13 protein-coding genes and 3 rRNA genes are annotated in these 24,182 nt (G+C 62.1%); 11 read left to right on the top strand and 5 right to left on the bottom strand.

From position 1 onward, the window contains the following. Together AC0ZZU_RS23540 and AC0ZZU_RS23545 are read left to right on the top strand one after the other, a co-directional pair. The coding region (locus tag AC0ZZU_RS23540; protein ID WP_476343781.1) for an immunoglobulin-like domain-containing protein at positions 1–8,475 on the top strand (8,475 nt) is incomplete at its 5' end. Between the two features lie 107 nt (positions 8,476–8,582). Next, positions 8,583–8,924: a tryptophan synthase subunit beta gene (locus tag AC0ZZU_RS23545; protein WP_476343802.1), complete on the top strand. Its 342-nt coding sequence runs from the start codon at positions 8,583–8,585 to the stop codon at positions 8,922–8,924. A 9-nt stretch (positions 8,925–8,933) separates the two neighbouring features. Here AC0ZZU_RS23545 and lapD read toward each other — a convergent pair whose 3' ends face one another. Both lapD and lapG read right to left on the bottom strand, forming a co-directional pair. Beyond that, on the bottom strand, positions 8,934–10,880 hold the full coding sequence (gene lapD / locus AC0ZZU_RS23550) for a cyclic di-GMP receptor LapD (RefSeq protein WP_476343782.1): 1,947 nt from the start codon (positions 10,878–10,880) through the stop codon (positions 8,934–8,936). A gap of 10 nt (positions 10,881–10,890) precedes the next feature. After that, positions 10,891–11,583 carry a cysteine protease LapG gene (gene lapG / locus AC0ZZU_RS23555; protein WP_476343784.1) on the bottom strand — a complete coding sequence of 231 codons (693 nt, stop codon included), beginning with the start codon at positions 11,581–11,583 and terminating at the stop codon, positions 10,891–10,893. Between the two features lie 277 nt (positions 11,584–11,860). Between lapG and AC0ZZU_RS23560 the strand changes: the two genes are divergently transcribed. The 9 genes from AC0ZZU_RS23560 (at position 11,861) to AC0ZZU_RS23600 (ending at position 23,526) form a co-directional block, all read left to right on the top strand. Then, complete coding sequence (locus AC0ZZU_RS23560; protein WP_476343786.1) at positions 11,861–12,556, top strand: GntR family transcriptional regulator; 696 nt, start codon at positions 11,861–11,863, stop codon at positions 12,554–12,556. Continuing rightward, entirely contained in the window at positions 12,553–13,113 is a 561-nt protein-coding gene (locus tag AC0ZZU_RS23565) for a thioesterase domain-containing protein (protein ID WP_476343788.1), read from the top strand. Before AC0ZZU_RS23560 ends, AC0ZZU_RS23565 begins: the two co-directional genes overlap by 4 nt. A 595-nt stretch (positions 13,114–13,708) precedes the next feature. Further along, entirely contained in the window at positions 13,709–14,485 is a 777-nt protein-coding gene (locus tag AC0ZZU_RS23570) for a DUF3050 domain-containing protein (protein WP_476343790.1), read from the top strand. Further along, positions 14,482–15,423: a diiron oxygenase gene (locus AC0ZZU_RS23575; protein WP_476343792.1), complete on the top strand. Its 942-nt coding sequence runs from the start codon at positions 14,482–14,484 to the stop codon at positions 15,421–15,423. The genes AC0ZZU_RS23570 and AC0ZZU_RS23575 overlap by 4 nt, the downstream gene beginning before the upstream one ends. After that, on the top strand, positions 15,420–18,863 hold the full coding sequence (locus AC0ZZU_RS23580) for an amino acid adenylation domain-containing protein (protein WP_476343794.1): 3,444 nt from the start codon (positions 15,420–15,422) through the stop codon (positions 18,861–18,863). Before AC0ZZU_RS23575 ends, AC0ZZU_RS23580 begins: the two co-directional genes overlap by 4 nt. A gap of 28 nt (positions 18,864–18,891) precedes the next feature. After that, complete coding sequence (locus AC0ZZU_RS23585; RefSeq protein WP_476343796.1) at positions 18,892–19,359, top strand: SRPBCC family protein; 468 nt, start codon at positions 18,892–18,894, stop codon at positions 19,357–19,359. A 129-nt stretch (positions 19,360–19,488) separates the two neighbouring features. Beyond that, complete coding sequence (locus AC0ZZU_RS23590; RefSeq protein WP_476343798.1) at positions 19,489–19,989, top strand: sigma-70 family RNA polymerase sigma factor; 501 nt, start codon at positions 19,489–19,491, stop codon at positions 19,987–19,989. Continuing rightward, a complete protein-coding gene (locus AC0ZZU_RS23595; protein WP_476343800.1) occupies positions 19,986–20,954 on the top strand; it encodes a FecR domain-containing protein in 969 nt (322 codons plus the stop codon). Before AC0ZZU_RS23590 ends, AC0ZZU_RS23595 begins: the two co-directional genes overlap by 4 nt. A 220-nt stretch (positions 20,955–21,174) precedes the next feature. Further along, positions 21,175–23,526, top strand: coding sequence for a TonB-dependent siderophore receptor (locus AC0ZZU_RS23600; RefSeq protein WP_476343804.1), 2,352 nt, complete (start codon positions 21,175–21,177; stop codon positions 23,524–23,526). Between the two features lie 70 nt (positions 23,527–23,596). Here AC0ZZU_RS23600 and rrf (AC0ZZU_RS23605) read toward each other — a convergent pair. The 3 genes from rrf (AC0ZZU_RS23605) to AC0ZZU_RS23615 form a co-directional block, all read right to left on the bottom strand. Continuing rightward, positions 23,597–23,712: ribosomal RNA gene (gene rrf / locus AC0ZZU_RS23605) — 5S ribosomal RNA — on the bottom strand. A gap of 109 nt (positions 23,713–23,821) precedes the next feature. After that, positions 23,822–23,937, bottom strand: a 5S ribosomal RNA gene (gene rrf, locus AC0ZZU_RS23610). Between the two features lie 149 nt (positions 23,938–24,086). Continuing rightward, positions 24,087–24,182 (bottom strand): 23S ribosomal RNA (locus AC0ZZU_RS23615); the annotation flags it as partial.

Genomic DNA, 24,182 nt, shown 5'->3' on the forward strand with positions numbered 1-24,182 from the left:
GTGGTCAGCCTGTCGAATGGCCAAGCCATCACGATTGCCGTTGGCCTAAGCTCTGGCTCCATCGACTACACCGCGCCAAACGATGCCTACCAGGGCAACGCCCCGGTCACCAACAGCATCACCGCTGTAAGCGGGGGCAACTACGAAAATCTGACCTCTAGCCCGACGCCGGTCAGCACCGCGGTCACTGACGTGACCGACACTTCGACCGTCACCCTGACCGCCACGCCGAGCGTCGCCGAGGGCGGCACGATGGTTTATACCGCTAGTGTCGATGCTCCCGTCACCGGCACACCGGTCGTGGTCAGCCTTTCCAATGGCCAAGCGATCACCATCGCGGTGGGCCAGAGCTCAGGGTCGGTCAATTTCACCGCGCCGAACGATGCCTACCGAGGCAACGCCCCGGTCACTAACAGCATCACCGGGGTCAGCGGCGGCAACTATGAAAATCTGACTTCAAGCCCGTCCCCGGTCAGCACAGCTGTTACTGACGTCACCGATACCTCGACCGTTACGCTGACTGCCACGCCAAGCGTCGCCGAAGGCGGGACCATCGTGTACACCGCGGCTGTAGATGCTCCGGTCACCGGCGCGCCGATCGTGGTCAGCCTGTCCAATGGCCAAGCGATCACCATCGCGGTTGGCCAGAGCTCGGGTTCGGTCAACTACACCGCTCCGAACGACGTTTATCAAGGCAACGCCCCGGTCACCAACAGCATCACTGGGGTCAGTGGGGGCAACTACGAAAACCTGACCTCCAGCCCCACTCCGGTCAGCACCGCTGTCACCGACGTGACCGACACTTCGACCGTCACCCTGACCGCCACGCCGAGCGTCGCCGAAGGCGGGACCATCGTGTACACCGCTTCGGTGGCGGCCCCAGTTACAGGTACACCGGTCGTGGTCAGCCTGTCGAATGGCCAAGCCATCACGATTGCCGTTGGCCTAAGCTCTGGCTCCATCGACTACACCGCGCCAAACGATGCCTACCAGGGCAACGCCCCGGTCACCAACAGCATCACCGCTGTAAGCGGGGGCAACTACGAAAATCTGACCTCTAGCCCGACGCCGGTCAGCACCGCGGTCACTGACGTGACCGACACTTCGACCGTCACCCTGACCGCCACGCCGAGCGTCGCCGAGGGCGGCACGATGGTTTATACCGCTAGTGTCGATGCTCCCGTCACCGGCACACCGGTCGTGGTCAGCCTTTCCAATGGCCAAGCGATCACCATCGCGGTGGGCCAGAGCTCAGGGTCGGTCAATTTCACCGCGCCGAACGATGCCTACCGAGGCAACGCCCCGGTCACTAACAGCATCACCGGGGTCAGCGGCGGCAACTATGAAAATCTGACTTCAAGCCCGTCCCCGGTCAGCACAGCTGTTACTGACGTCACCGATACCTCGACCGTTACGCTGACTGCCACGCCAAGCGTCGCCGAAGGCGGGACCATCGTGTACACCGCGGCTGTAGATGCTCCGGTCACCGGCGCGCCGATCGTGGTCAGCCTGTCCAATGGCCAAGCGATCACCATCGCGGTTGGCCAGAGCTCGGGTTCGGTCAACTACACCGCTCCGAACGACGTTTATCAAGGCAACGCCCCGGTCACCAACAGCATCACTGGGGTCAGTGGGGGCAACTACGAAAACCTGACCTCCAGCCCCACTCCGGTCAGCACCGCTGTCACCGACGTGACCGACACTTCGACCGTCACCCTGACCGCCACGCCGAGCGTCGCCGAAGGCGGGACCATCGTGTACACCGCTTCGGTGGGTGCGCCAGTCACCGGCACGCCGGTCGTGGTTAGTCTGTCGAACGGCCAAGCCATCACCATCGCGGTCGGTCAGAGCTCCGGCTCGGTCAACTTCACCGCTCCCAACGACGCTTACCAGAGCAACGCGCCAGTCACTAACAGCATCACCGGGGTCAGCGGCGGTAACTATGAGAACCTGACATCCAACCCGACTCCGGTCAGCACGGCGGTTACCGACGTGACCGACACTTCTACGGTTACGCTGACCGCCACGCCAAGCGTCGCCGAAGGCGGCACGGTGGTTTATACCGCCAGCGTCGACGCTCCCGTCACCGGCACACCGGTCGTAGTCAGCCTTTCCAACGGTCAGTCGATCACCATTGCCGTCGGCCAGAGCTCGGGCTCGATCAACTACACCGCACCGAACGACGTCTATCAGGGCAATGCCCCGGTCACTAACAGCATTACGTCCGTCACCGGCGGCAACTACGAGAACCTGACCTCCAGCCCGACACCGGTTAGCACTGCGGTCACCGACGTGACCGATACCTCGACCGTTACACTGACTGCCACGCCGAGCGTCGCCGAAGGCGGCACGATCGTGTACACCGCGTCTGTAGGTGCTCCGGTCACCGGCACGCCTGTTGTGGTCAGCCTGTCAAATGGTCAGGCCATCACCATCGCGGTCGGCCAGAGTTCGGGTTCGGTCAATTACACCGCACCGAACGACGTCTACCAAGGCAACGCTCCGGTCGCCAACAGCATTACGTCCGTTACCGGCGGCAACTACGAGAATCTGACTTCAAGTCCGACGCCGGTCAGCACAGCCGTCACTGATGTCACCGACACCTCGACCGTCACCCTGACCGCCACGCCGAGCGTGGCCGAGGGCGGCACGATCATTTACACCGCTTCGGTGGGTGCGCCAGTCACCGGCACGCCGGTCGTGGTTAGTCTGTCGAACGGCCAAGCCATCACGATTGCGGTGGGCCAGAGCTCAGGCTCGATCAACTTCACCGCGCCAAATGACGTTTATCAAGGCAATGCTCCCGTTACCAACAGCATTACCGGCGTCAGCGGCGGTAACTACGAGAATCTGATTTCAACTCAGACTCCGGTCAGCACAGCCGTCACTGACGTGACCGACACCTCGAGCGTCTCGCTGACTGCCACGCCGAGCGTGGCCGAAGGCGGGACCATCGTTTACACCGCTTCGGTAAGCGCGCCCGTCACTGGCACGCCTGTTGTGGTCAGCCTGTCGAACGGGCAGGCCATCACCATCGCGGTGGGCCAGAGTTCGGGCTCGGTCAACTACACCGCGCCAAATGACGTCTACCAGGGCAACGCTCAGGTCACCAACAGCATTACGTCTGTTACCGGCGGCAACTACGAAAACCTGACGTCCAGCCCGACTCCAGTCAGTACGGCGGTTACCGATGTCACCGACACCTCGACCGTTACCCTGACCGCCACGCCGAGCGTCGCCGAAGGCGGCACGGTGGTTTATACCGCCAGCGTCGATGCTCCCGTCACCGGCACACCAGTCGTGGTCAGCCTGTCGAATGGCCAGGCCATCACCATTGCGGTCGGCCAAAGCTCCGGCTCGGTCAACTACACCACGCCGAACGACGTCTACCAAGGCAACGCTCCAGTCACCAACAGCATCACGAGCGTGAGCGGCGGCAACTACGAAAACCTGATCTCCAACCCGACACCGGTCAGCACTGCGGTCACCGACGTGACCGACACCTCGACCGTTACCCTGACCGCGACCCCGAGTGTCGCCGAGGGCGGAATCATCGTGTACACCGCATCGGTGGGCGCGGCGGTTACCGGCAGTCCTGTGACCGTGGCGCTCGCCAACGGCCAGAGCATCACCATCGCGGTTGGCCAGAGCTCGGGAACAGTCAACGCCCTGGTCTCCAACGACGTCTACCTGGGCCATGCGCCCGTTACCAACAGCATCACCGGCGTCAGCGGTGGCAACTACGAGAACCTGGTCGCCAATCCGGCAACCGTGAATACCAGCGTCACCGATGTGACAAACACGTCGACCGTCAGCCTGACCGCCACGCCTAGCGTCGCGGAAGGGGGTTCGATCCTGTATACCGCGAGCGTGACGGCGCCGGTCACCGGGACACCGGTCGTGGTCACGCTCGCCAATGGCGAGCGCATCACCATTGCGGTGGGTGCGAGCTCAGGCACCGTCAGCACCAGTGTGTCCAACGACGTGTATCAAGGACATGCCGCTGTCAGCAACAGCATCACTGCGGTGAGTGGAGGCAGCTACGAGAATCTGGTAGCCAGCCCGAACCCGGTCAGGACCACGGTGACGGATACTCAGGACAGCACCACCATCAGTCTCAGCGCGACGCCAACCGTCGCCGAAGGCGGCAGCATCGTGTACACGGCGACGCTGACCAATCCGGCAGGGACCGCTGTCAATGTGACCCTCTCCACTGGCCAGCTCATTACCATCGCTGCGGGTCAGACCTCGGCAAGCGTGAGCGTCGCGGCGCCAGCCGATGATGTCTATATCGACGCGGCTTCGGTGAGCGCGCGCATCGCCAGCACCAGTGGGGGCAACTTCGAGAACCTGGCGATCAACAGCACGCCGGCGGTGACTCAGGTAACCGATACCATCAACACCTCGACCGTTACCTTGACGGCCACGCCTAACGTTGCCGAGGGCGGTGCCATCATCTACACCGCTGCAGTGTCCGCACCGGTAACGGGGAGCCCGGTCGTGGTGACCTTGGCCAATGGCCAGAGCATCACCATCGCGGTCGGAGCCAGCTCGGGCTCGGTCACCGCCAATGTTTCCAACGATGTGTACCAAGGCCATGCCCCGGTGACGAACAGCATCACCAGTGTCAGCGGCGGCAACTACGAAAACCTGATCGCCAATGCTGGCCTGGTCAGCACCGCTGTCACTGATACCACGGACAACACCACGCTGAGCATCACTGGCAGCACCGCCGTGGTCGAGGGCGCCAGCGCCAGCTATACCCTGACGCTCGGCAATCCGGCGCAGACCGACGTCACCGTCAAGCTCAGCTACACGGGCACGGCCACCAACGGCAGCGACTATACGGGCGTGGCGACGGTGCTGATCAAGGCCGGCACCAGCCAGTCCACGTTCAGCGTACCGACCATCAAGGACAGCATCACCGAAGGCACCGAACAGTTCACGGTGAAGGTCGATTCGGCCACTGGCGGCAACTTCGAAGGGCTGGTGATCAGCGGCTCCGCAGGCAGTGTAACCCCACAGATCTTCGAGCCGGCGCCGGTGCTGGACCTGGACGGTAACGACTCCAGTGGCAAGACTGGCGCCGATTACCAGCTCACCTATACCGAAAACGGCAGCGGCGGATCGATTGCTGATATCGATATCTCGATCGCCGACTTCGACAGCCCACAGCTCACCGGCGCCACCGTCACACTGACCAACCGCCAGGCCGGTGACACGCTGAACCTGGGCAACAGCGTCAACGGCATCGCCATCAATGCCAGCAGCACCGAGGGCAAGGTGGTGCTGACCCTGAGCGGCACGGCCACGCTGGCCGACTATGTCCAGGCGATCAAGAACATCACCTTCTTCAGCACCAGCGAAGACCCAAGCACCACGCCGCGTATCATCACCGTCACCGTGACTGATGGCGTAAACACGTCCAACACCGCGACCACCACGGTCAACGTGGTGGCAGTCAACGATGCGCCGGTGACTTCCGGCGGCGCGGTCACGGGCATCGAGGACACTGACCTGATACTGGGCTGGGGTGACTTCAATGTGTCGGACGTGGACAGTGCCGTCTCAAGCCTCGGGGTGACCATCACCAAGCTGCCAGACCTGGGCACGCTGAAATTCAACAGCGGCACGGGCTGGGTCAACGTGACGGTAAACCAGACCATCAGCCAGGCGGACATCACTGCCGGCAAACTGAAGTTCGTGCCGGTGGCTAACCAGTCTGGAGCCGATGGCTACGGCGGCACCGCAGTCGGCAACAAGCAGGCCGACTATGCCCAGCTGAAGTTCAAGCCTACCGATGGCGTTTCCCCGGGCAGCGAGGCCACCCTGAGGGTGGATATCACGCCTGTCGCCGACAAGCCGGACCTGGCGATCGGCAGCGTGAGCGTCGCTTCCCTCGGCCTGACCAAGGAATCCTGGACCAGCCTCACCGGGCTGGGCACCAACGGGAACGGCCTTACCGGGGACGCCCTGAAAACCGTGTTCACCAACTCCGGCAGCGCCAACAGGACCGAGACGACCACCAATGTGCAGTCCGACGCCAGCGTCGGGGCGGGCAATGGTTCGAAGACCTCGGGCCTGGTGTATCTGGAAGCCGGCAAGGTCTATACCTTCAGCGGCGTCGCGGATGACAGCCTGCTGCTCACCATCGGCGGCAAGAACGTGGTTACCGCCACATGGGGCACCGGCGGCAGTGTCGCAGGCACCTACACACCTGCGGTCAGCGGTTACTACACCCTCGAGGTCTATCACGCCAACCAGTCAGGGCCGGGCAGCTACGACGTCAATGTCAAGGTGGGCACCGGCGCAGTGACGGATCTGAACAGTAGCCTCGTGCCGATGTACCCCAGCGTCACTGCGCTGGTGAATGCAGGGATCAGCGTCTCCGACCTGCATGGCAGCAACGGCCAGGGCTACTACGACGGCTTCAGGCTAAACGAAGGGCCTGAGAACGGCAGCGTCAAGCTGGCAGGCATCACCACCGGTCTCACTGACACCGATGGCTCCGAAAGCCTGGGCGTCAAGCTCAGCGGCATCCCGGCAGGCTCGATAGTCAGCGACGGCGCTGGCCGGACTGTCACGGTCGGCTCGACCGACGTCGACGTCAGCGGCTTCAACCTGAACAGCCTGAGCATCAAACCGCCCGCTTACTACAACGGCGAGTTCGTGGTGAAGATCACTTCGACGGCCACCGAAGCAGTGGGGAACAGCCAGGCGGTGAGCGAAGGGACTCTCAAGGTCACGGTGTATCCGGAAACCTTTGCCACCAGCAACCTGGGCTCAGCGGCCGACACAGTGACCGGCACCCTCAACAATGACCTGATCGTCGCGGACACCAGCGGGCTGCACCTGGCACCGGGCAAGGACTACAACATCGCCTTTGTCGTCGACACCTCCGGCAGCATGGCCAGCAGCGGTGTGGACGGAGCAAAGAAATCCCTGGCAACAGTCTTCGAGACCCTGGCCACCACCGTCAAGGGTACCCAGCTGGGGACTGTGAACGTGCTGCTGGTCGACTTCGCCAGCCAGGTAAAGAGCACCGTGTCGGTGACCCTGAACGAGGCCGGACTCAAGACCTTGCTCAATGCTCTCAACACGCTCAGCTCCGAAGGCGGTACCAACTACGAGGACGCCTTCAAGACCACGGCCAACTGGTTCCAGAATCTCAAGGACGCGGGCAGCACCGGGAGTAACCAGACGTTCTTCATCACCGACGGCGCGCCCACTTTCTACCAGACGAGCGAGCAGACCAACCCGTCGCTGGCCAACACCAGCGTGAAGCTCGATACCTTCCTGACAACCATCAGTTACAAGGTCGGTGACACGGTCACCAACTACCAGCTCGACACCACCAACCGGGTATCGATCGACAGCAGCGGCAAGCTGACCGCCGAAACGCGGGGAAGCTTCGATTTCTTTACGTGGAGCTACAAGTGGAACACCGTCACTACCGGCACTATCCGCGCCGAAGGCAACGGAGGCTACGAGCTGTCCACCCGGGCGGGTACGGGCAGCAGTACCACTGATACCACCCTGACCAACTCGACCGACAGCTTCAAGATCCTGGCGGCCCTGTCCGGGGTCGAGGCCATCGGCCTGGGCAGTGCCGTGAGCGCGGACGACCTGAGGGCATTCGATTCGGACAAGGTTCCACAAGCCAATATCGATCCAACCAAGCTGGCCGATGCGATCCTTGGCCACACCGAGGTCACCCAGGGCAGTGCTGACAAGGTCGACGGGGGTGACGGCCATGACATCATCTTCGGCGACCTGGTCAGCTTCGACTCGATCCCGAGTACCGGCGTCGAAGCGATCCAGGCCTATGTCGCCAACAAGCTGGGGGTCGAAACCACCACTGTCGATGCGCGGGTGATGCACCAGTACGTCACCGAGCATTACACCGAGTTCGATATCTCCGGCACCAATGACGGCGCGGATACCCTGATGGGCGGTGCCGGCAACGACCTTATCTTCGGCCAGGGCGGCAACGACTACATCGACGGCGGCAAGGGCAATGACATCCTGCTCGGTGGCAGTGGCAACGACACGCTGATGGGGGGCGAAGGCAACGACCTGCTCTTCGGGGGGACAGGAGCCGATATCCTGAACGGCGGCAGGGGTGATGACATTCTCACTGGGGGGGGCGGCGGCGACACCTTCGTCTGGAAGTCGGGCGACACCGGCAAGGATGTGATCAAGGACTTCAAGGTAACCGAAGGCGACCGTCTCGACCTCAGCGACCTGCTGCAAGGCGAAAAAGGCACGACCATCGACAATTACCTGAAGATCACCACGGTTGGCGGGGATTCGACCTTGCAGGTCAGTACCGAAGGCAAGCTCAATGCCGCAGGCGGCCTGGCCAACGCCGATGTGACCATCAAGCTTGAAGGGGTTAACTGGTCGAACACCACGATCAACTCGTTGATCAGCGGTGCCGACCCGACCATCAAAGTCGATAACTCCAACGGTTGAAACATGCGCCGAACGGCGCATACTTCGGGCCCGGACCTGCGGGCCCGATGAACTTTTCCTATGCTGCTGCCTACCAATAAGGAATCAACGTGACGAGGGACGACGCCATGTTCTACGTGCAACGCGACGACGCGGGCCAGTTGCTGCGGGTAGAAGCCGCCCCCTATGCCGAGTACTCGGAAATCCTCCCGGCCGACCATGCCGAGATTCAGGAGTGGTTTGCCGATGACCTCGTGGAAAACAGTCTCAGGCAACTCAAGCAGAGTGACCTGGACATGATCCGCGTGCTGGAGGACCTGATCGAGGTGCTGACGGCCAAGGGCGTCTTCAGCATCACCGATCTGCCCGCAGGTGCCCAGGCCAAGCTGCTCAGCCGCTCCACGGCGCGCAAGGCGCTAGGCAGCCTGACCAATCTCATCGAGGACGAGGAGGAAGGCGGGTTGATCTGAGCCCCAGGCTCAGCGCCAAGGCGCGGGCTCGCCGACCAGTTGGCCCTGAATGCCCTGCACTCCCATCTCGCGCAATACCGTCAACTCTCCTTCGGTTTCTACCCGCTCGGCAATCAGCGGCAAGTCGATGCTGTGCGCCGCCCGCTGGATCGCTTCGATGAACAGGCGTTTGTGCTGTTCGAGGTCGATACTGCGGATGTAACCGCCATCGATCTTCAGGTAGGCCAGGCCGAGGTGGGCGAGGTTGCCGATCATGCTGAACCGGCCACCGAACCGTTGTAGCGCCAGGCCAAAGCCCAAGGCATGCAGTCTACGGGTCAGTTGCTCGAGGGCCGCCTGCCCTGGGATTTGCTCCTCACCAATTTCGAACGTCAGCTGCGGGCCCAGCGCGCCATGATGCGCCAACAGTTCGAACACCCTGTGCATGGCCTTGGAATCGGCCAGGGTAGCGGCGGACAGGTTCAGCGCGAGAGGCTGATCATGGCGCTGCAAGTGCTTGATGACCTTTTCCAGCACCAGCAGGTCCAGTCTCGGCATCCAGCCAAAGCGTTCGAGCCACGGCAGGAAACGACCCGCCGCAAGCGCTTCGCCCTGGTCGTCATGCAGCCGCGAGATGACCTTGTAGTGCAGGACGCGCTCGGGGGCATGACTGTCGACCACCGGCTGGAAAAACAACTCGAATCGCCCTTTGGCCAGAGCCTCATCCAGCCGCTTGTGCCACGCATGATGACTGTCGGCGGCCTGGGCGGCGATGCCCTGCTCGAGGCATACCCAGCCAGGTTCCGGCTGGCTCTCGGCGCGCGCCAGGGCTTCGTCAGCCAATTTGAGCAGCGACTGCGGTGCATCGCCCGGACTGAACGGCGCCAGGCCGATGCAGGCCACCGGATCGACGTCGCTGGCACCCGTCTCGTGCAGACTGTCCAGGGTGGCTTCAAGGGCCTGGGCAAGTTGCACGGCTTCTTCATGCACCATGCCTGGAGCCAGCACGGCGAATTCGCCGCCGCGGCTACGGGTGATCAGGTCGTTGGTTTCAGGGAAGCTCGCGCAGGTACGGCGCAGTTGCTCGCCCACGGCCTGCAGCAGCTGATCGGTGCGTTGACCGCCCAGGCGGGCATTGAGGCCGGCCAGGTCCCGCACCCGCAGCAACAGCAGGTAGCCGGCACGGGACTCTTCCAGGTTGCTGACCCGCGCGGTCAGTTGCATCTCGAAGTAACGGCGGTTGGCCAGGCCCGTGAGATTGTCCTGGTAGGATTCGGCGCGCAGCTTTTCGCTGCGTTCGGCCTGCTCTGTGAACAGCGCCTTGAGCTTTTCGACCATCTGGTTCATCGCCTGCACCACACGGCGAAGTTCCGGTGTGCGAGGTAGCTCGGGCAGGCTCAGAAACTCCCGGCGGGCGATGGCATGGGACTGCGCGACCATGTAGTCGAGCGGACGCAATTGCCGGCGCAGCAACAGCGCGCCCAGTACTGCGCTCACCGCGCCGCACAGCAGTAGCCAGCCCAGGCTGCCCAGCGCGCTCTGCCAGAGCTTGGACAGGGCAAACATCGGGTGGCTGATGACCTCGATCCGCGCTGCCTGCTGCCAGCCACGGCTGACAATGGCATCGCCACCAGCCGCTTCCAGACCGATCATGCGGATGAACCAGGCCGGTACACCATTGCGGTCAGGCTCGGCGTGACGCTCCACCAGCAAGGCGTTCGAACCCAGGTCGACCACCTTGATGCTGCTGTAGTAGCCGCTGTCGAAGATGGAGCTGACCATCAGCTCGACCATCGCCGGATCGTCGATGTTGGGCGTCAGCGACAACGCCAGCGCCGTGGCCGCATCCTGGGCATGGGAGCGCAGCTGATTGACGTACTGACTGCGCGAGCTCTCCAGACTGACCAGGAAGCTGCCACTGAAGGCGACCACCAGGAACAGGCAGATGGCAATCAGCAATTGTTTGAACAGTGACATCTCGGCTCCTTCAGTAGACCGGTTCGGCCGGGAATCCTTCGGCCTGCATTTTTTTCAGCAAGTCCTGCCAGCGTGACAGGCGCTTGGTATCGCCGACCTTCTTGTTCCCGGCAGCGCCCGTCAGCCACAGGCCTTCGCCATTGAAGGCATAGACCGGCAACAGGTCGGTACGTTGGCTGGCCGGTTTGATCGCATCCATCAGACTGTCGAGAATCAACGGTTGGGCCTGGGGGCTCGAATAGTATGTCAGGACCATGTGCGCGCGGTTCTGGCGCAACGCCTTGACGTAGGTGATGCGCATCTTGTCGCTGGGGATGCCCATGCGGCGCAGGCTGAAGTACTTGGCGATAGCGTAGTCCTCGCAGTCCCCCGCGCCTTTGATCAGGGACTGGACAGGCGTCGCCCAGTAGTCGACCTCATGCCACAGGTCGATGTCCTCGACATAACGCACCTGCTCGTTGAAAAAGCGATTGACCGCTTGCAGGCGCTCCAGCTCGGTGCCTTGGCTCTGGGTAGACATCAGGTTCTGCCAGGCATCAATGCGCTCTTGCCCCGCTCCCAGCGGACCATACAGTGCCTGGGCACGGCGGCTGATCTGCGAAAAGTCCCAGTCCGCCTGCACGCCGCCCAGCAAGAGGCAACCCAGCCACAGCGCGGGTGCGAGTCGAAGCAGGGTTGAGCGAAAGAACCTACGGATCGCCACTGCAAAAAAGCCCGAGCCTGTGGAAATAGGGATGGTGCGGGGGGCTAAGGGAAAAGGCAATGGCACCTTGCGATCATGCGACGAAGATGGCTGGAGCGATGCGTTCCTGCACTGATGCCGGGACCCTCCCCGACTTCCCTTGGCATGCAACTTCATTCACGATAGCCGCAATCCCGGGATTGGTCTCTGACCCGTGCATTCTTGCACGGATTGACAAGCGCAGGCGGCCTGATTAGGGTTATTGGATCCAATATATTCAAAGCAGGGCTTTCGCCACGTGGCCGACAAATCCAGACTTCTCCTGAGCACCGTACTGGGTGATGAACAGGTGCCTGCGCATCTCGCACGCAGCGTGATCGAAGAACGCTTGCGCAGCGCCATCATCGACGGTCGCCTGCCCCCCGGGACCGCCCTGCGCCAGCAGGAGCTGGCGACCCTGTTTGGTGTCAGCCGCATGCCGGTACGCGAAGCTCTGCGCCAGCTCGAAGCGCAGTCACTGCTGCAGGTGGTGATGCACAAGGGCGCTGTGGTGGCTCCGCTGATTGGCGAGGACGCCGTCGATACCTATGGCCTGCGCGTGATCCTCGAGTCCGAGGCCCTGCGCCAGTCGATCCCGTTGCTGGCCGCCGAGGACATCGCTCTCGCCCGCCACTACATCACCCAGCTCGAGCATGAAACCCGCCACGCAGAGATCGGCCGCCTCAACCGCCTGTTTCACATGACGCTGTACGGCAAGGCGCCCAACCTCAAGCTGCTTCGTCTGATCGAGACCGAGCTCAACGAAGAAGAGCGCTTCCTGCGCTTTCACCTGTCGTCGATGGGCCTGGGCAAGCTGACCCAGGACGACCACACCGCATTGGTCGACGCCGCCAGCGACAAGCTGGTGGACGAGGCTGTCGTGGTTCTGGAGAAACACCTGAACAATGCCTCCCGTACCATCAGGAACTACCTGAACAAGCAATCGGCACAATGAGCCCCACCGGTAATTCCGCACGGATCCGCTTGATCTGCCTTGCTTGCAGCGACGAGAACCTGGAGCGCTATCGCGCCTGGTCGCACGGCTTGAACGATCACATCGAGCTGGTTGCCGTTGACGTCCAGCGCGAGGCCGAGTGCACGCCCAGCGATTTGCTCGAGCCCCCGCCGCCTGTAGCTCAGGCTTTGTTCAGCCGGTTGCAGGTGTTTCTGGGCAAGCCCCACGCCTTGTTTGGCCAGCACTGGGGCGCCCACATGGCCTTCCAGGTGGCCCAACTGGCGGAGCGGTCGTATCCCGGCCAGACCCGCCGATTGTTTGTTTCTGGCTGTGACAGTCCTGAAGCTCCCCCGCCTGGTGCGCTCGATCCAGCGCTGAGCGTACCCGTCACGGCACTCTACCCACCCGGTGCCCTGCCTCGAATGCTCGGTTGGAACGCGTTCGCCCAGCGTGAGCTGGAGTTGATCGAGCTGGCTACAAAAGGCGGCGATACCCGCTCGCAGGACCAGCGCCTGATCAGGATCATCAATACCCACCTCGGGCTACTCAGTTTCTGAGGCCCGCGGTCGCCGATTTCCCCCTCCCCTGACGACAATTCCTCTGGCTGCCTTGCCGCAAACCATGGCAGCGCCTGCATTTTGCGGACACTCTTACCTACGCGCCGACTGCTGATCGCCCTCAAGCGGACCTGGTCGGCCGCCCGTCATCTACCCGCAGAAGGAGTCTGCTACCGGGCAAGGACCGTGCGTCGATCAGCTGCCCCTTGATTACTGAACACTTTCCTTTTATCCCGCGGATGCTCGGAGTGATGTTTCTACATTCACTCGAATCGATTCTGATCTCTATTGATCGGAAGGGACACTTTCATGCCAAATAAAACGTTCAACCATGTTTTATCGGGCACGTTCATGCTTAAGTAAACGGCGAATAACAAATATCAAAAAACTCGTTGCATCAAACTTGCAAGTTGCTCTAACTTTTAAATGGCCAGCCGCAGTGCAGGCCCTGATGCCTTGCGGCTGGGGCCATGCCCCTCGAGGCCTGGCCACCTGCATGTCCCGAAACTTCGAACTTAATATCGAGGGCCTCGTTCGCCTCCTCGAAAGTTCAGCGGGCCAACAACTTCAAAGCCACGACTTCATGGATAACGTCATGAGCAACTTGAAACAAACACTTTCATCAAAGAAACACGAACTTTCCGGGCACCCGGTATTTACCGAGATCGACTCGATCCAGGTCCTGCGCCGGTTCATGGAAACCCATGTATTCGCGGTGTGGGACTTCATGTCGCTGACCAAGCGCCTGCAGCAGGAGCTGACCTGCGTTCAACTGCCCTGGCTGCCACCCACCGACCCGGCCGCTGCCCGCCTGATCAACGAAATAGTGCTCGGCGAGGAATCCGATGATCGCCTGCAACACGGTCACTACAGCCATTTCGAGCTGTATCTCGATGCCATGCGTGAAGTCGGCGCAAGCACCCGGGCCATCGAGCAGTTCATCCGCCTGCAGCAGGAGGGGCTCGACTATGCCAGCGCACTGCAGCAGGTGGGAGCCAGCGAAGCGGCGAGCCAGTTTGTCCGCGACACGCTGGAGGTGGCCTTGCAGGCGCCGGCTCATCGAGTGGCCGCAGCGTTTCTGCATGGCCGCGAAAGCGTCATACCGCAGATGTTCCAGCAGATCCTCGATGCCTGGGGCATCGGGGCCGAGCAGGCGCCGACCTTCCGCTACTACTTGCAGCGGCATATCGAAGTCGACTCCGAAGACCATGGCCCGGCTGCCGAGCAGTTGCTGGCGCGCCTGGTCGACCACGACCCGCAGCGCGAGCAGGAGGTCTATCACGCAGCCATCGCGGCCGTGGACAGCCGCCTGGCGCTGTGGGACCGCCTGCGAACCGAGCTGCAGGTTGCAGTCGCCGAGGTCACCCCATGAAAGCCACGGACTACCGCTCTTTCGCCGATGTCTGGGAGGCACGCGCGACTATCCGCACACGGCCGCGCCGGCTGGTCGAGGACGACCAGCGCCTGATCTATCCGCTCGGCCGTCAGCCGTTGGTGCTGTCGGCCACCTTCCAGCGCGAATGCCCGCAATTGCGCGACTTCGTGCTGGTGCAGAGCCTCTACAAGTTCATCAACGACGTGGTCATCTTCGAGACCGAAATCGTTGATCACACTGCCCGGCGTATCGCCAAGGATAGGTTTGCCGTGCGCTTTCCTTTCGCCTGCCGCTATGACGCGATGACGGTGGTGGTGGACGAGGACTATCACGCGCTGGTGGCGATGGATTTTCTCCAGCAGACCATCGCCCTGACCGGTATCGAACCTATCGAGCTGCCGGGCGAGATCGAGCTCAGCCGCGCTATTCCCGATGCCTTGGCGCAGGTGCCCGAGGATCTGCGTGATGCCTTGGAGCTGATCTGCGTGGGCATTGCCGAAAACACCCTGACCGACGATGTGGCGGCCTTTGCCCGGGACGCCTCGGTCAAGCCGTCGGTGAAAGGCCTGATGGCCGATCACCTGCTCGACGAGGGCCGCCACTCGAGCTTCTGGGCGCGGCTGACGCGCATCTACTGGCAAGCGGCACCGCAGTCCGAGCGCGAGGCGATTGCCCAGGTATTACCGGTGTTTCTCGGGCAGTACCTGACCAGCGATATCCAGCAGGCATTCGATCTTGCCTTGATCGCAGCCCTGCCAGTAGACGAGCTGGTGCGCCAGGCGCTGCGTGACGAGGTCGGCGCGCTGGCATACCCGATCAGCCGCCAGCATCCGCTGCTGTCCAACATCCTGCGCTTTTTCCGCAGCAGCTCGATGCTCGACTCGCCATGCGTGCAGCTCGCGCTGCAGGACTACCTGCCGGGGGAGACAGCATGAGGCGCCTGGATATCGTTCTGGCGGGCACCAGTCCCGCACTTCAGCGGCTGAGCGAGAGGCTTGAGGACCAAGGTCACGGCGCCAGGCTGGTGTCCTGCGCGGACAGCCTGCAGGCCGCGATGGCCTCGCTGCCGCAGTTGTTGGTCGAGGATGGCAGTTTCCACCTGGCGACCCATCACAGGCAGGCACTGGCCGACTGTCCGCTGCTTGCGCTGCGCCTGGGCGCCAGCAGTCGAGACGACAACCCCGTGCTGCCTGTGCTTGAGGCCTTATGGTGGTGCGGCAGCCCCAGCGCCCAGCGGCTGATCGCGCGCCAGGCAATCGAGCCGCCACCCTCCGGCAACGGCCAGCAGCTGCGTCACGATGCGCTTGAGGTCCTGGGTGATGGGCTAGACATGCTGGTCACCCGCTTCTCCCGCAATCCGGGTTACTTCGATGAGGCGCCAGCGGTAGAAGCCTCATCCGGGGAGCGCGAACACGGCCTGCAGTGGCTGGAACAGCTTGCCTGGCTGCATCCGTTCAACCGAACCGCGCGGCCAGACCTGCTGCACCAGGCCGACACCTGCCTGATGGAGCAGATCGACCAAAGCGTGCAGGCCTTCGCCGATCGGCCCGCGCTGAACCTGGACGGCGAGCGTCTGAGCTACCGGCAACTGCACGCCTTGGCCGCAAGTATCCAGCGCGCCTTGTTGCCCCTGCTGCCCGATGATTGCGACAGGCCTGCTGTGGTCGCACTGTGCCTCGACAAATCGCCGGCGCTCTATGCAGGCCTGCTGGCCATACTCGGATGCGGTGCCATCTACCTGCCCCTGGACCCGGCAACCCCGGTTGAGCGGCGTAAGCGCATTCTCGAGGACGCGGGCGCATGCCTTCTGCTACAGGATGGCGAGGCATCCGAGGGCATCCCGGCCCTGGACCTGCGCGCGATCACTGCAGTCCCTGGCCAGACGCTGCCCCCGTTGGCCCGGCACTCGGTGTTGCCACAGGCGCCTGCCGTGGTCATCTATACCTCCGGCACTACCGGCCTGCCCAAGGGAGTGGTACTCAGTCAGCACAACCTGGCGCACTTCAGCGCGTGGTACGCCGAGCATGTAAGCCTCGATGGCCACAGCCGGGTGCTGCAGTTCTCGACCATCGGTTTCGACGCCTCGCTGCTCGACATCCTGCCAGCCTTTGCCCGCGGCGCAGAGCTGGTGATCCCAAACCATGACCAGCGCCGCGACCCGCAACAACTGGTGGCACTGCTGCATAGCCAGGAGGTCAGCCATGCCTTCCTGCCTCCGGCGCTGCTGAGCATACTGCCGCCCGAGGAACACCTGGGCCTGTGCCACCTGGTCACCGGCGGCGACGTCTGCGAGCCGGAGGTCATCGATCGCCTGGCAGGCCAGTGTCATCTGCACAACATCTATGGTCCGACCGAAACCACGGTCCTTGCCACCACCCGCGTGTTCGCAGGCGCCGACAATAACCGCAACCTTGGCATGCCGATCGCGAACAGCCAGGTGCTGGTGCTTGATGCTCACCTGCAACCGGTACTCGAGGAGACGCCCGGCGAGCTGTACATCACGGGTCCCGGTGTCGGCCTCGGCTACCTGAACAACCCCGGGCTCAGCGCCGAGCGCTTCGTGCAGCTGTGCCTTCCCGATGGCCAACAACTGCGCGCCTATCGTACTGGCGATATTGGCAAGTGGACCTCGGCGGGACTTGTGCTCTCTGGCCGCCTGGACAACCAGGTGAAAATCCGTGGATTCAGGGTGGAGCCGGAGGAAATCGAACACTGCCTGCGCGAAAGCCAGTTGTTCGCGCAGGTCGCGGTGGTCATCGACACGCAGCGCCGGGTACTGGCATTCGCCGCGCGGCCGCTGCGCGACGACGCTATGGACGCTTTGCGCCTCCATGCTGAAAAACAGCTGCCCGACTACATGCGCCCTGCCCTGTACCAGGTGCTGGAAAAAATGCCCTGCACCCCCAACGGCAAGGTCGACAGACAGGCTCTGCTATCGCGCCAGCCCATCCCTATGCCTGATGTCCCGCGGGTGCTGCCGATGGGTCTCACCGAAAAGCGCCTCTGCACCTTGTGGGCCGAGTTGCTGGAGCTATCGCCAGGAGAAATCTCCACCGACGACAGCTTTTTCAACCTGGGTGGGCATTCGATCCTGCTGTCGCGCCTGCTGCTTGAAGTGCGCGAGCAGTTCGGCCGAGGCGTGGCGATCAATCACTTCATCGAGCAGCCAACCGTGCAGCGCCTGGCAGCGCTGCTCGAAGGCGAAGACCACGGACTCGGCACACCGCTGGCCAGGCTGGAGCAGGATGCCAACCGGGACCTGGGTCTCACCGTGCAGTCCCTGGACCGCCTGGGCGATGTGCACAAGGTAATCGTCACGGGTGCCAACAGCTTCCTTGGCGTGCATCTGGTCGAGGCGCTGCTGGCCTGGGGTGCCACCGAAGTGGCCTGTCTGGTTCGCCGCAGCGCCGGCCAGACCGCGCAGGAGCGCTTCGCCCAGGCGTTGAAGGACAACGGCCTGGAGATCGACCTGTCGTGGATCAGGGTATACGAGGCTGATCTGCGCCAGCCGCGGCTGGGCCTGTCCGCCGCTGACTACGACTATCTGGATGGCGAGTACGGCGCATTGCTTCACAACGCCGCGCAGGTCAACCACGTGCTCGACTACCAGGCCCTCGCGGCTGACAACATCGAGCCCTTGTTCGAGTGCCTGCGTCTGTGCGAAGGCCGGCGCAAGAAGATCTTCAATTTCGTCTCGACACTGTCGGCTTGCAGTGCGGTGGACGAAAGCGGCCGGGTGCTGGAGCAGGACGCGGCGCCAACGCCGCCCCTTTACCTGCGCAACGGCTACAACCTCGGCAAATGGGTCGCCGAACGCATCCTGCAGCGCGCCCGCGCCGAGGGAGTGCGGGTCAACCTGTTCCGCCCCGGCAACATCACCTTCGACAGCCGCAACGGGGCCTGCCAGCCACAGCGTAATCGCCTGATGCTCATGCTAAAGGGCTCATTGCAACTTGGGCAGGTACCGGACCTGGGCATTGAATTCGACCTGATGCCAGTGGATTTCCTCGCCCGTTTCATCACTTTTCACGCCAGCCGTCATCAGGCTGGGCAGTGCGTCTTCAACCTGCACAACCCCCAGCCCCTGCCCTGGCGGGATTACATGGCCGCATTCAGCGAGCAGGGCCATCGCTTCGAGCTGGTCACCATCGAGCAATGGCAACGCGAGCTGGCCGGGGTTGGCCCGGACAACGCGCTGTTCGAGGTACTGGGCTTCTATCTAGACGGCTTCGAGGAAGACATCGGCGACATCAGCGATATCGAGCACGGCAACGCCCGCGCCGGCGTACTGCGCATGGGTGCCGAATACCCGGCCAAGACTCCGGCACTGCTGCGCCAGGGCTGCCGGTATCTCAGCGACATCGGTTTTATCTGATCATTTCTTGTCCACAAGGAGCAACATCATGCAAGCACTCAAACCCGACACCCTGATTCGCAATCCGCAAGGCTGTGAAGTCATCGCACGCGTTGAGATCCCTGCGCCAGCCGCCAGCGTGTGGAACATCGTCGGCAACTTTGCCGGCTTCCCGGTATTCATCCCGGCCCTGGCCCACATCGACATGACTGGCAGCGGCGTACGCTCGGTCCGCAAAAAGTTGTTCAAGGACGGCAATGTAGTCATCGAACAACTCAACAGCCGCGACGAGGACGCCATGAGCATGACCTGGAGCCTGATCCATACCAGCCTGAACATAGGCAACCTGTGGGCCGCCATGCAAGTCGAGACGCTTGACGGTGGGCGCGCCCGCGCGACCTGGACCATCCAGGCCGAGCCACGGGAAGGAGGCGCACAAGCGCTGCCGGAGTTCCAGGCGTTCCTCCAGGGGTTTGCCGATGAGGCCATGGGCAACGTGCGAAATCTGCTGAGCTGATGCGCCGCTTGCAGGCCCGCTTCCACAAGGCGCGCCTGCACGGGATCGTCCAACCTATTGCAAATAATTCGCCGCGCGCAAACAATGCGACTAGTTATCATTCATACCCACTAATCGCAGCGCACTGTCATGCCTCAAGACTCCGTGCATACCCTCTACAGTCACCATCATGGATGGCTGCACAGTTGGCTGCGCAGCCGCCTGGGCAACGCCGCCGATGCCGCGGATCTTGCCCAGGACACTTTCGTGCGCTTGCTGCAGCGTGGTGAACACCTGCAGCTCAATGCACCCCGTGCCTTCCTGCGCACGGTTGCCCGGGGCCTGGTGATCGATCACTGGCGCCGTGAGGAACTTCACCGGGCCTATCTCGAGGCGCTGGCACATCATACCCACGCCGATACGCCTTCTGTGGAAACCCGTGAACTGGTACTCGAGCTGCTTGAGCGCATCGCGCAGATGCTCGATGGACTCAAGCCCAAGGTACGCCGGGCCTTCCTGCTGGCCCAATGCGAAGGTCTGCCGCACAAGGCAATTGCCGAGCAGATGGGGATCTCGCTGCGCTCGGTCGAGCGCTACATCGCCGATGCGCTCTACCACTGCTACTTGCTGCGCTACGAGAGCGAGTCTTGAGTCCTGCCTCCCCCGCGCCCCATGTGGTCAAGCAGGCTATCCGCTGGATGCTCAAGCTGCGCGAAAGCGGCTACAGCCCGGAGCTTGCGCGACAGTGCGACCATTGGCGCAATACCCACCAGGACCATGAACTGGCATGGCAACGGGTCGCAAGCCTGCATGAGGAGCTCAACCTGCGCACCGTGCCGGGGGCGAGCGTCGCATTGCAAACGCTTGAGACCAGCCAACAGCGCCTGCATCGCCGCCAGGCCTTGAAGCTGCTCGGGACCGTTGCGTTGGTGGGCTCAGCCGCCTGGCTGGGCAAGGATCTGGACGCCGTCGGTACCTGGGCTTCGGACTACGCCAGTGGCACGGGTGTGCGGCGTAGCTTCCATCTGCCGGACGGCTCGTTGCTGCAGCTCAACACCGCCAGCGCCGTTGACCTGGCGTTCGATGCGCGGCAGCGACTGATCCGCCTCACGCAGGGCGAGATGATGCTGACCTGCGAAGGGACGCGGGCTAACGGCCGACCTTTGCTGGTGCAGACCCGCGATGGGTTGATAGAGGGCTTCGCAGGGCGTTTCGTGGTGCGTCAGGAGAGCAATTGCATTCAGGTCACGGTCAGCCGAGGCAAGGTTGCGATTCACCGTCCCGGCAATGGGCAGTTGCAGTGGATCAGTGAGGGACAGGCATACCGCCTGGACGCAACTGGCATACGCATGCTGGAACAGCCCAGCATGGATGCCACCGCCTGGGCCGAAGGGCTGATCGTTACGCGGGACATGCGCCTGGGAGAGTTCCTGGCGGAGGTGGGCCGGTATCGCCATGGGCTGCTGGGCTGCAGTGACGATATAGCTGACCTGCGACTCTCTGGCGTATTCCACCTCGAGGACACCGACAAACTGCTGCAATTGTTGCCACAGACACTTTCGGTGAAGGTCACTTATCGCACCCGCTGGTGGGTACGCCTGGAGCGCATGGCCTGAGGTTTTCTGGCTTTTGGCGGGTTTGACCGGCGAATCCGGCTAGGACAGTAACCAATTTTTCTGCCCTACCGACTCGACGGACATTTCAATGCATACGGATTTACCCTTGGTGCCCCGCCTGAATAACAATGTAGCCGGGCCTGCCCTGCATTCGATACGCCTTGGCAGAGCGATACGTGCTGCCATCCTGGGCACGGCGCTCGGTATCGGCACGCTGCCAATGCTGGCCCATGCAGCCGACCCGGCCGGAGCCGCACGCCAATACGCAATCGCTGAGGGTAGCCTCGATGACGTGCTCAACCAGTTCGCGCGCCAGGCTGGGATTACCTTGTCGAGTACACCTCAGCTCACTGGCAGCATCCAGTCCGCTGGGCTCAAGGGTGCCTACTCACCCGATCAGGCGCTGCGTCAGTTGCTCCAGGGCACCGGCCTTGAAGCAATCAGCCAGGATGGCAACAGCTACATCCTGCGCCCCCTGTCCGAGGACGCTGCGCTCTCGCTGCCGAGCACCGACGTGCGCGGCTTCAGCCTGGGTAATGCACTGGGCAGCATGGAAGGCTACAACGCGACCCACAGCCAGGTCGCGACCAAGACCAGTACGCCGCTGGTCGAGACCTCGCAGTCGGTTTCGGTGGTCACTCGTCAGCAGATCGACGACCAGGGTTCGCAGACCGTCGCCCAGGCCATGCGCTACACCCCTGGCGTGCTGACCAACCCCTATGGCGCAACGCACCGCTACGACTATGTGGCCATGCGCGGCTTCAACGATGGCTCTGTGGATAACATCTACGTGGACGGCCTGAAGTCCATGGGCGATAACGGCACCTACAGCACCATGCAGGTTGATCCGTACTTCCTTCAACGCATCGACGTGCTCAAAGGACCCTCCTCGGTGCTGTATGGGCGTAGCTCGCCGGGTGGCCTGGTGGCGTTGACGACCAAGAAGCCGGTATACGATCCGTTTCATCAGATTCAGGCGACCGTGGGCACGCAAGGCCAGCGTGGCATGGGTTTCGACTTCAGCGGTCCGCTGGATGAAGACAAGCGCATCGCCTATCGCCTGACGGGCTTGGCGGATTCTTCGGACACCCAGTTCGATCACAACAAGGAGGAGCGTTATGCCATCGCGCCGTCAATCAGCATCGACTTCAGCGAAGATACTTCGCTGACGTTGCAGGCATATCTGCAGCATGACCCCAATGGCGGCTACCACGGCGGCAACCCTGCCGATGGCGCGTTGCACAAACGCAACGGGCTACGTCTCTCGGACCACTTCTTCGAAGGTGAGCCGGGCATCGACAACTATGAGCGCACCCAGCAGTCGTTCAGCTACCAGTTCGAGCATCGGTTCAACGATGTCTTCACCGCTCGCCAGAATTTCCGCTACCAGGACTCGGATGTAACGATGGACCAGGTCTACTCGGCAGGTTGGGCGAATGCCGGCAGCAATGTCTTGAACCGCGCCTACACCGGTGGCGACGAGGGCCTGCATTCATTCATCGTCGACAACATGCTGCAGGCTGAATTCTTCACCGGCGCTGCCAAGCATACCCTCCTGCTGGGTGCCGACTACCAGCGGCGCAAGGCGGACGTCACCTGGCGGTACGGGTCTGTCGATGCGCTGGATGCCGCCAATCCCCAGTACGGCAACGGTAATCTGCAGGTGCTCGGCGAGAACAACTACCTGCGAAGGCTCCAGCAGACGGGTGTTTACCTGCAGGACCTGGTCGAGCTGGACCAGTGGCGCTTCTCGTTGGGCCTTCGACAGGACTGGGTCAAGGTTTCCGAAGAGAACCGTGACAGCGACACGCGCGTCAGCGACGACCGCACCAAGCTGACCGGCCGCGCGGGCGTGCTGTACCTCTTCGAAAATGGTATCGCGCCCTATATCAGTTATTCGGAGTCCTTCAACCCGAATACCGTGTCCGACCAGAACGGGCGACCACTGGCGCCCACGGAGGGTACCCAGTGGGAGGCCGGTATCAAATACCAGCCAACGGGTACCGAGAACCTCTTCACGGCGTCGGTGTTTCGCATCGAGCAGGAAAACCTGGCATCCAAGCAGCCTGATGAAGATTTCTACCGCCCGGTCGGCCAGATCCGCTCGCAAGGGCTTGAACTGGAGGCGCATGTCCAGGTCAGCGAGAACCTGAAGCTGCTGGGGGGCTCTACCTTCACCGACATCGAGTATTCCAAGACCATGCCAAGCCTTGTGTCTACGAGTGACAACCGGGGTAATTCACCGACACAGGCACCCAAGCAAATGTTCACGCTGTGGGCCGACTACAACTTCAATCAGGGCGTGCTCGACGGATTACGCCTGGGTGGCGGCGTGCGTTATGTGGGGTACAGCTGGGTCGATGCCGAAAACAGCATGAAGGTCCCCTCCTACACCCTGTTCGACGCCTCTGTGGGCTACGACCTGGGCAAGGTGGGAGTCAGGGGCGTTGATCTGCGCCTGAATGCCAACAACCTGACCAATGAAACCTACATCGCCTCCTGTGCCAGCCTGAACTACTGCTACATGGGCGAGGAGCGCAACGTCAGCGCTACGGTGAGCTATCAGTTCTGATCCCGGCCTTTTCAGACCCTGGAAAAGACAAAACCCCTGTCTGCATGGCAGACAGGGGTTTCGGAATGAATCTTGACGATGACCTACTCTCACATGGGGAAACCCCACACTACCATCGGCGATGCATCGTTTCACTGCTGAGTTCGGGATGGGATCAGGTGGTTCCAATGCTCTATGGTCGTCAAGAAATTCTGTGTGCCAGAACGTCGGTTAAACGGGCCAGCGAAATCTTGATACTTCTACTTAAAGACAAAACCCCTACCTGCTCGCGCAGATAGGGGTTTTGCGAAATGAATCTTGACGATGACCTACTCTCACATGGGGAAACCCCACACTACCATCGGCGATGCATCGTTTCACTGCTGAGTTCGGGATGGGATCAGGTGGTTCCAATGCTCTATGGTCGTCAAGAAATTCGGTAGCCAGAATGTCCAGATGGACAGCCCAGCGAATTCGGATATGCGATATTTGTGATGCTACGAACTTTCGGTTGTATCGTCTTCACCACCGCAATCTGGCAGCCCGGATAACCGGCTCGGCACAAATTGCTTGGGTGTTATATGGTCAAGCCTCACGGGCAATTAGTATGGGTTAGCTCAACGCCTCACAGCGCTTACACACCCCACCTATCAACGTCGTAGTCTTCGACGGCCCTT

Source organism: Pseudomonas sp. JE3303 (assembly GCF_056312565.1).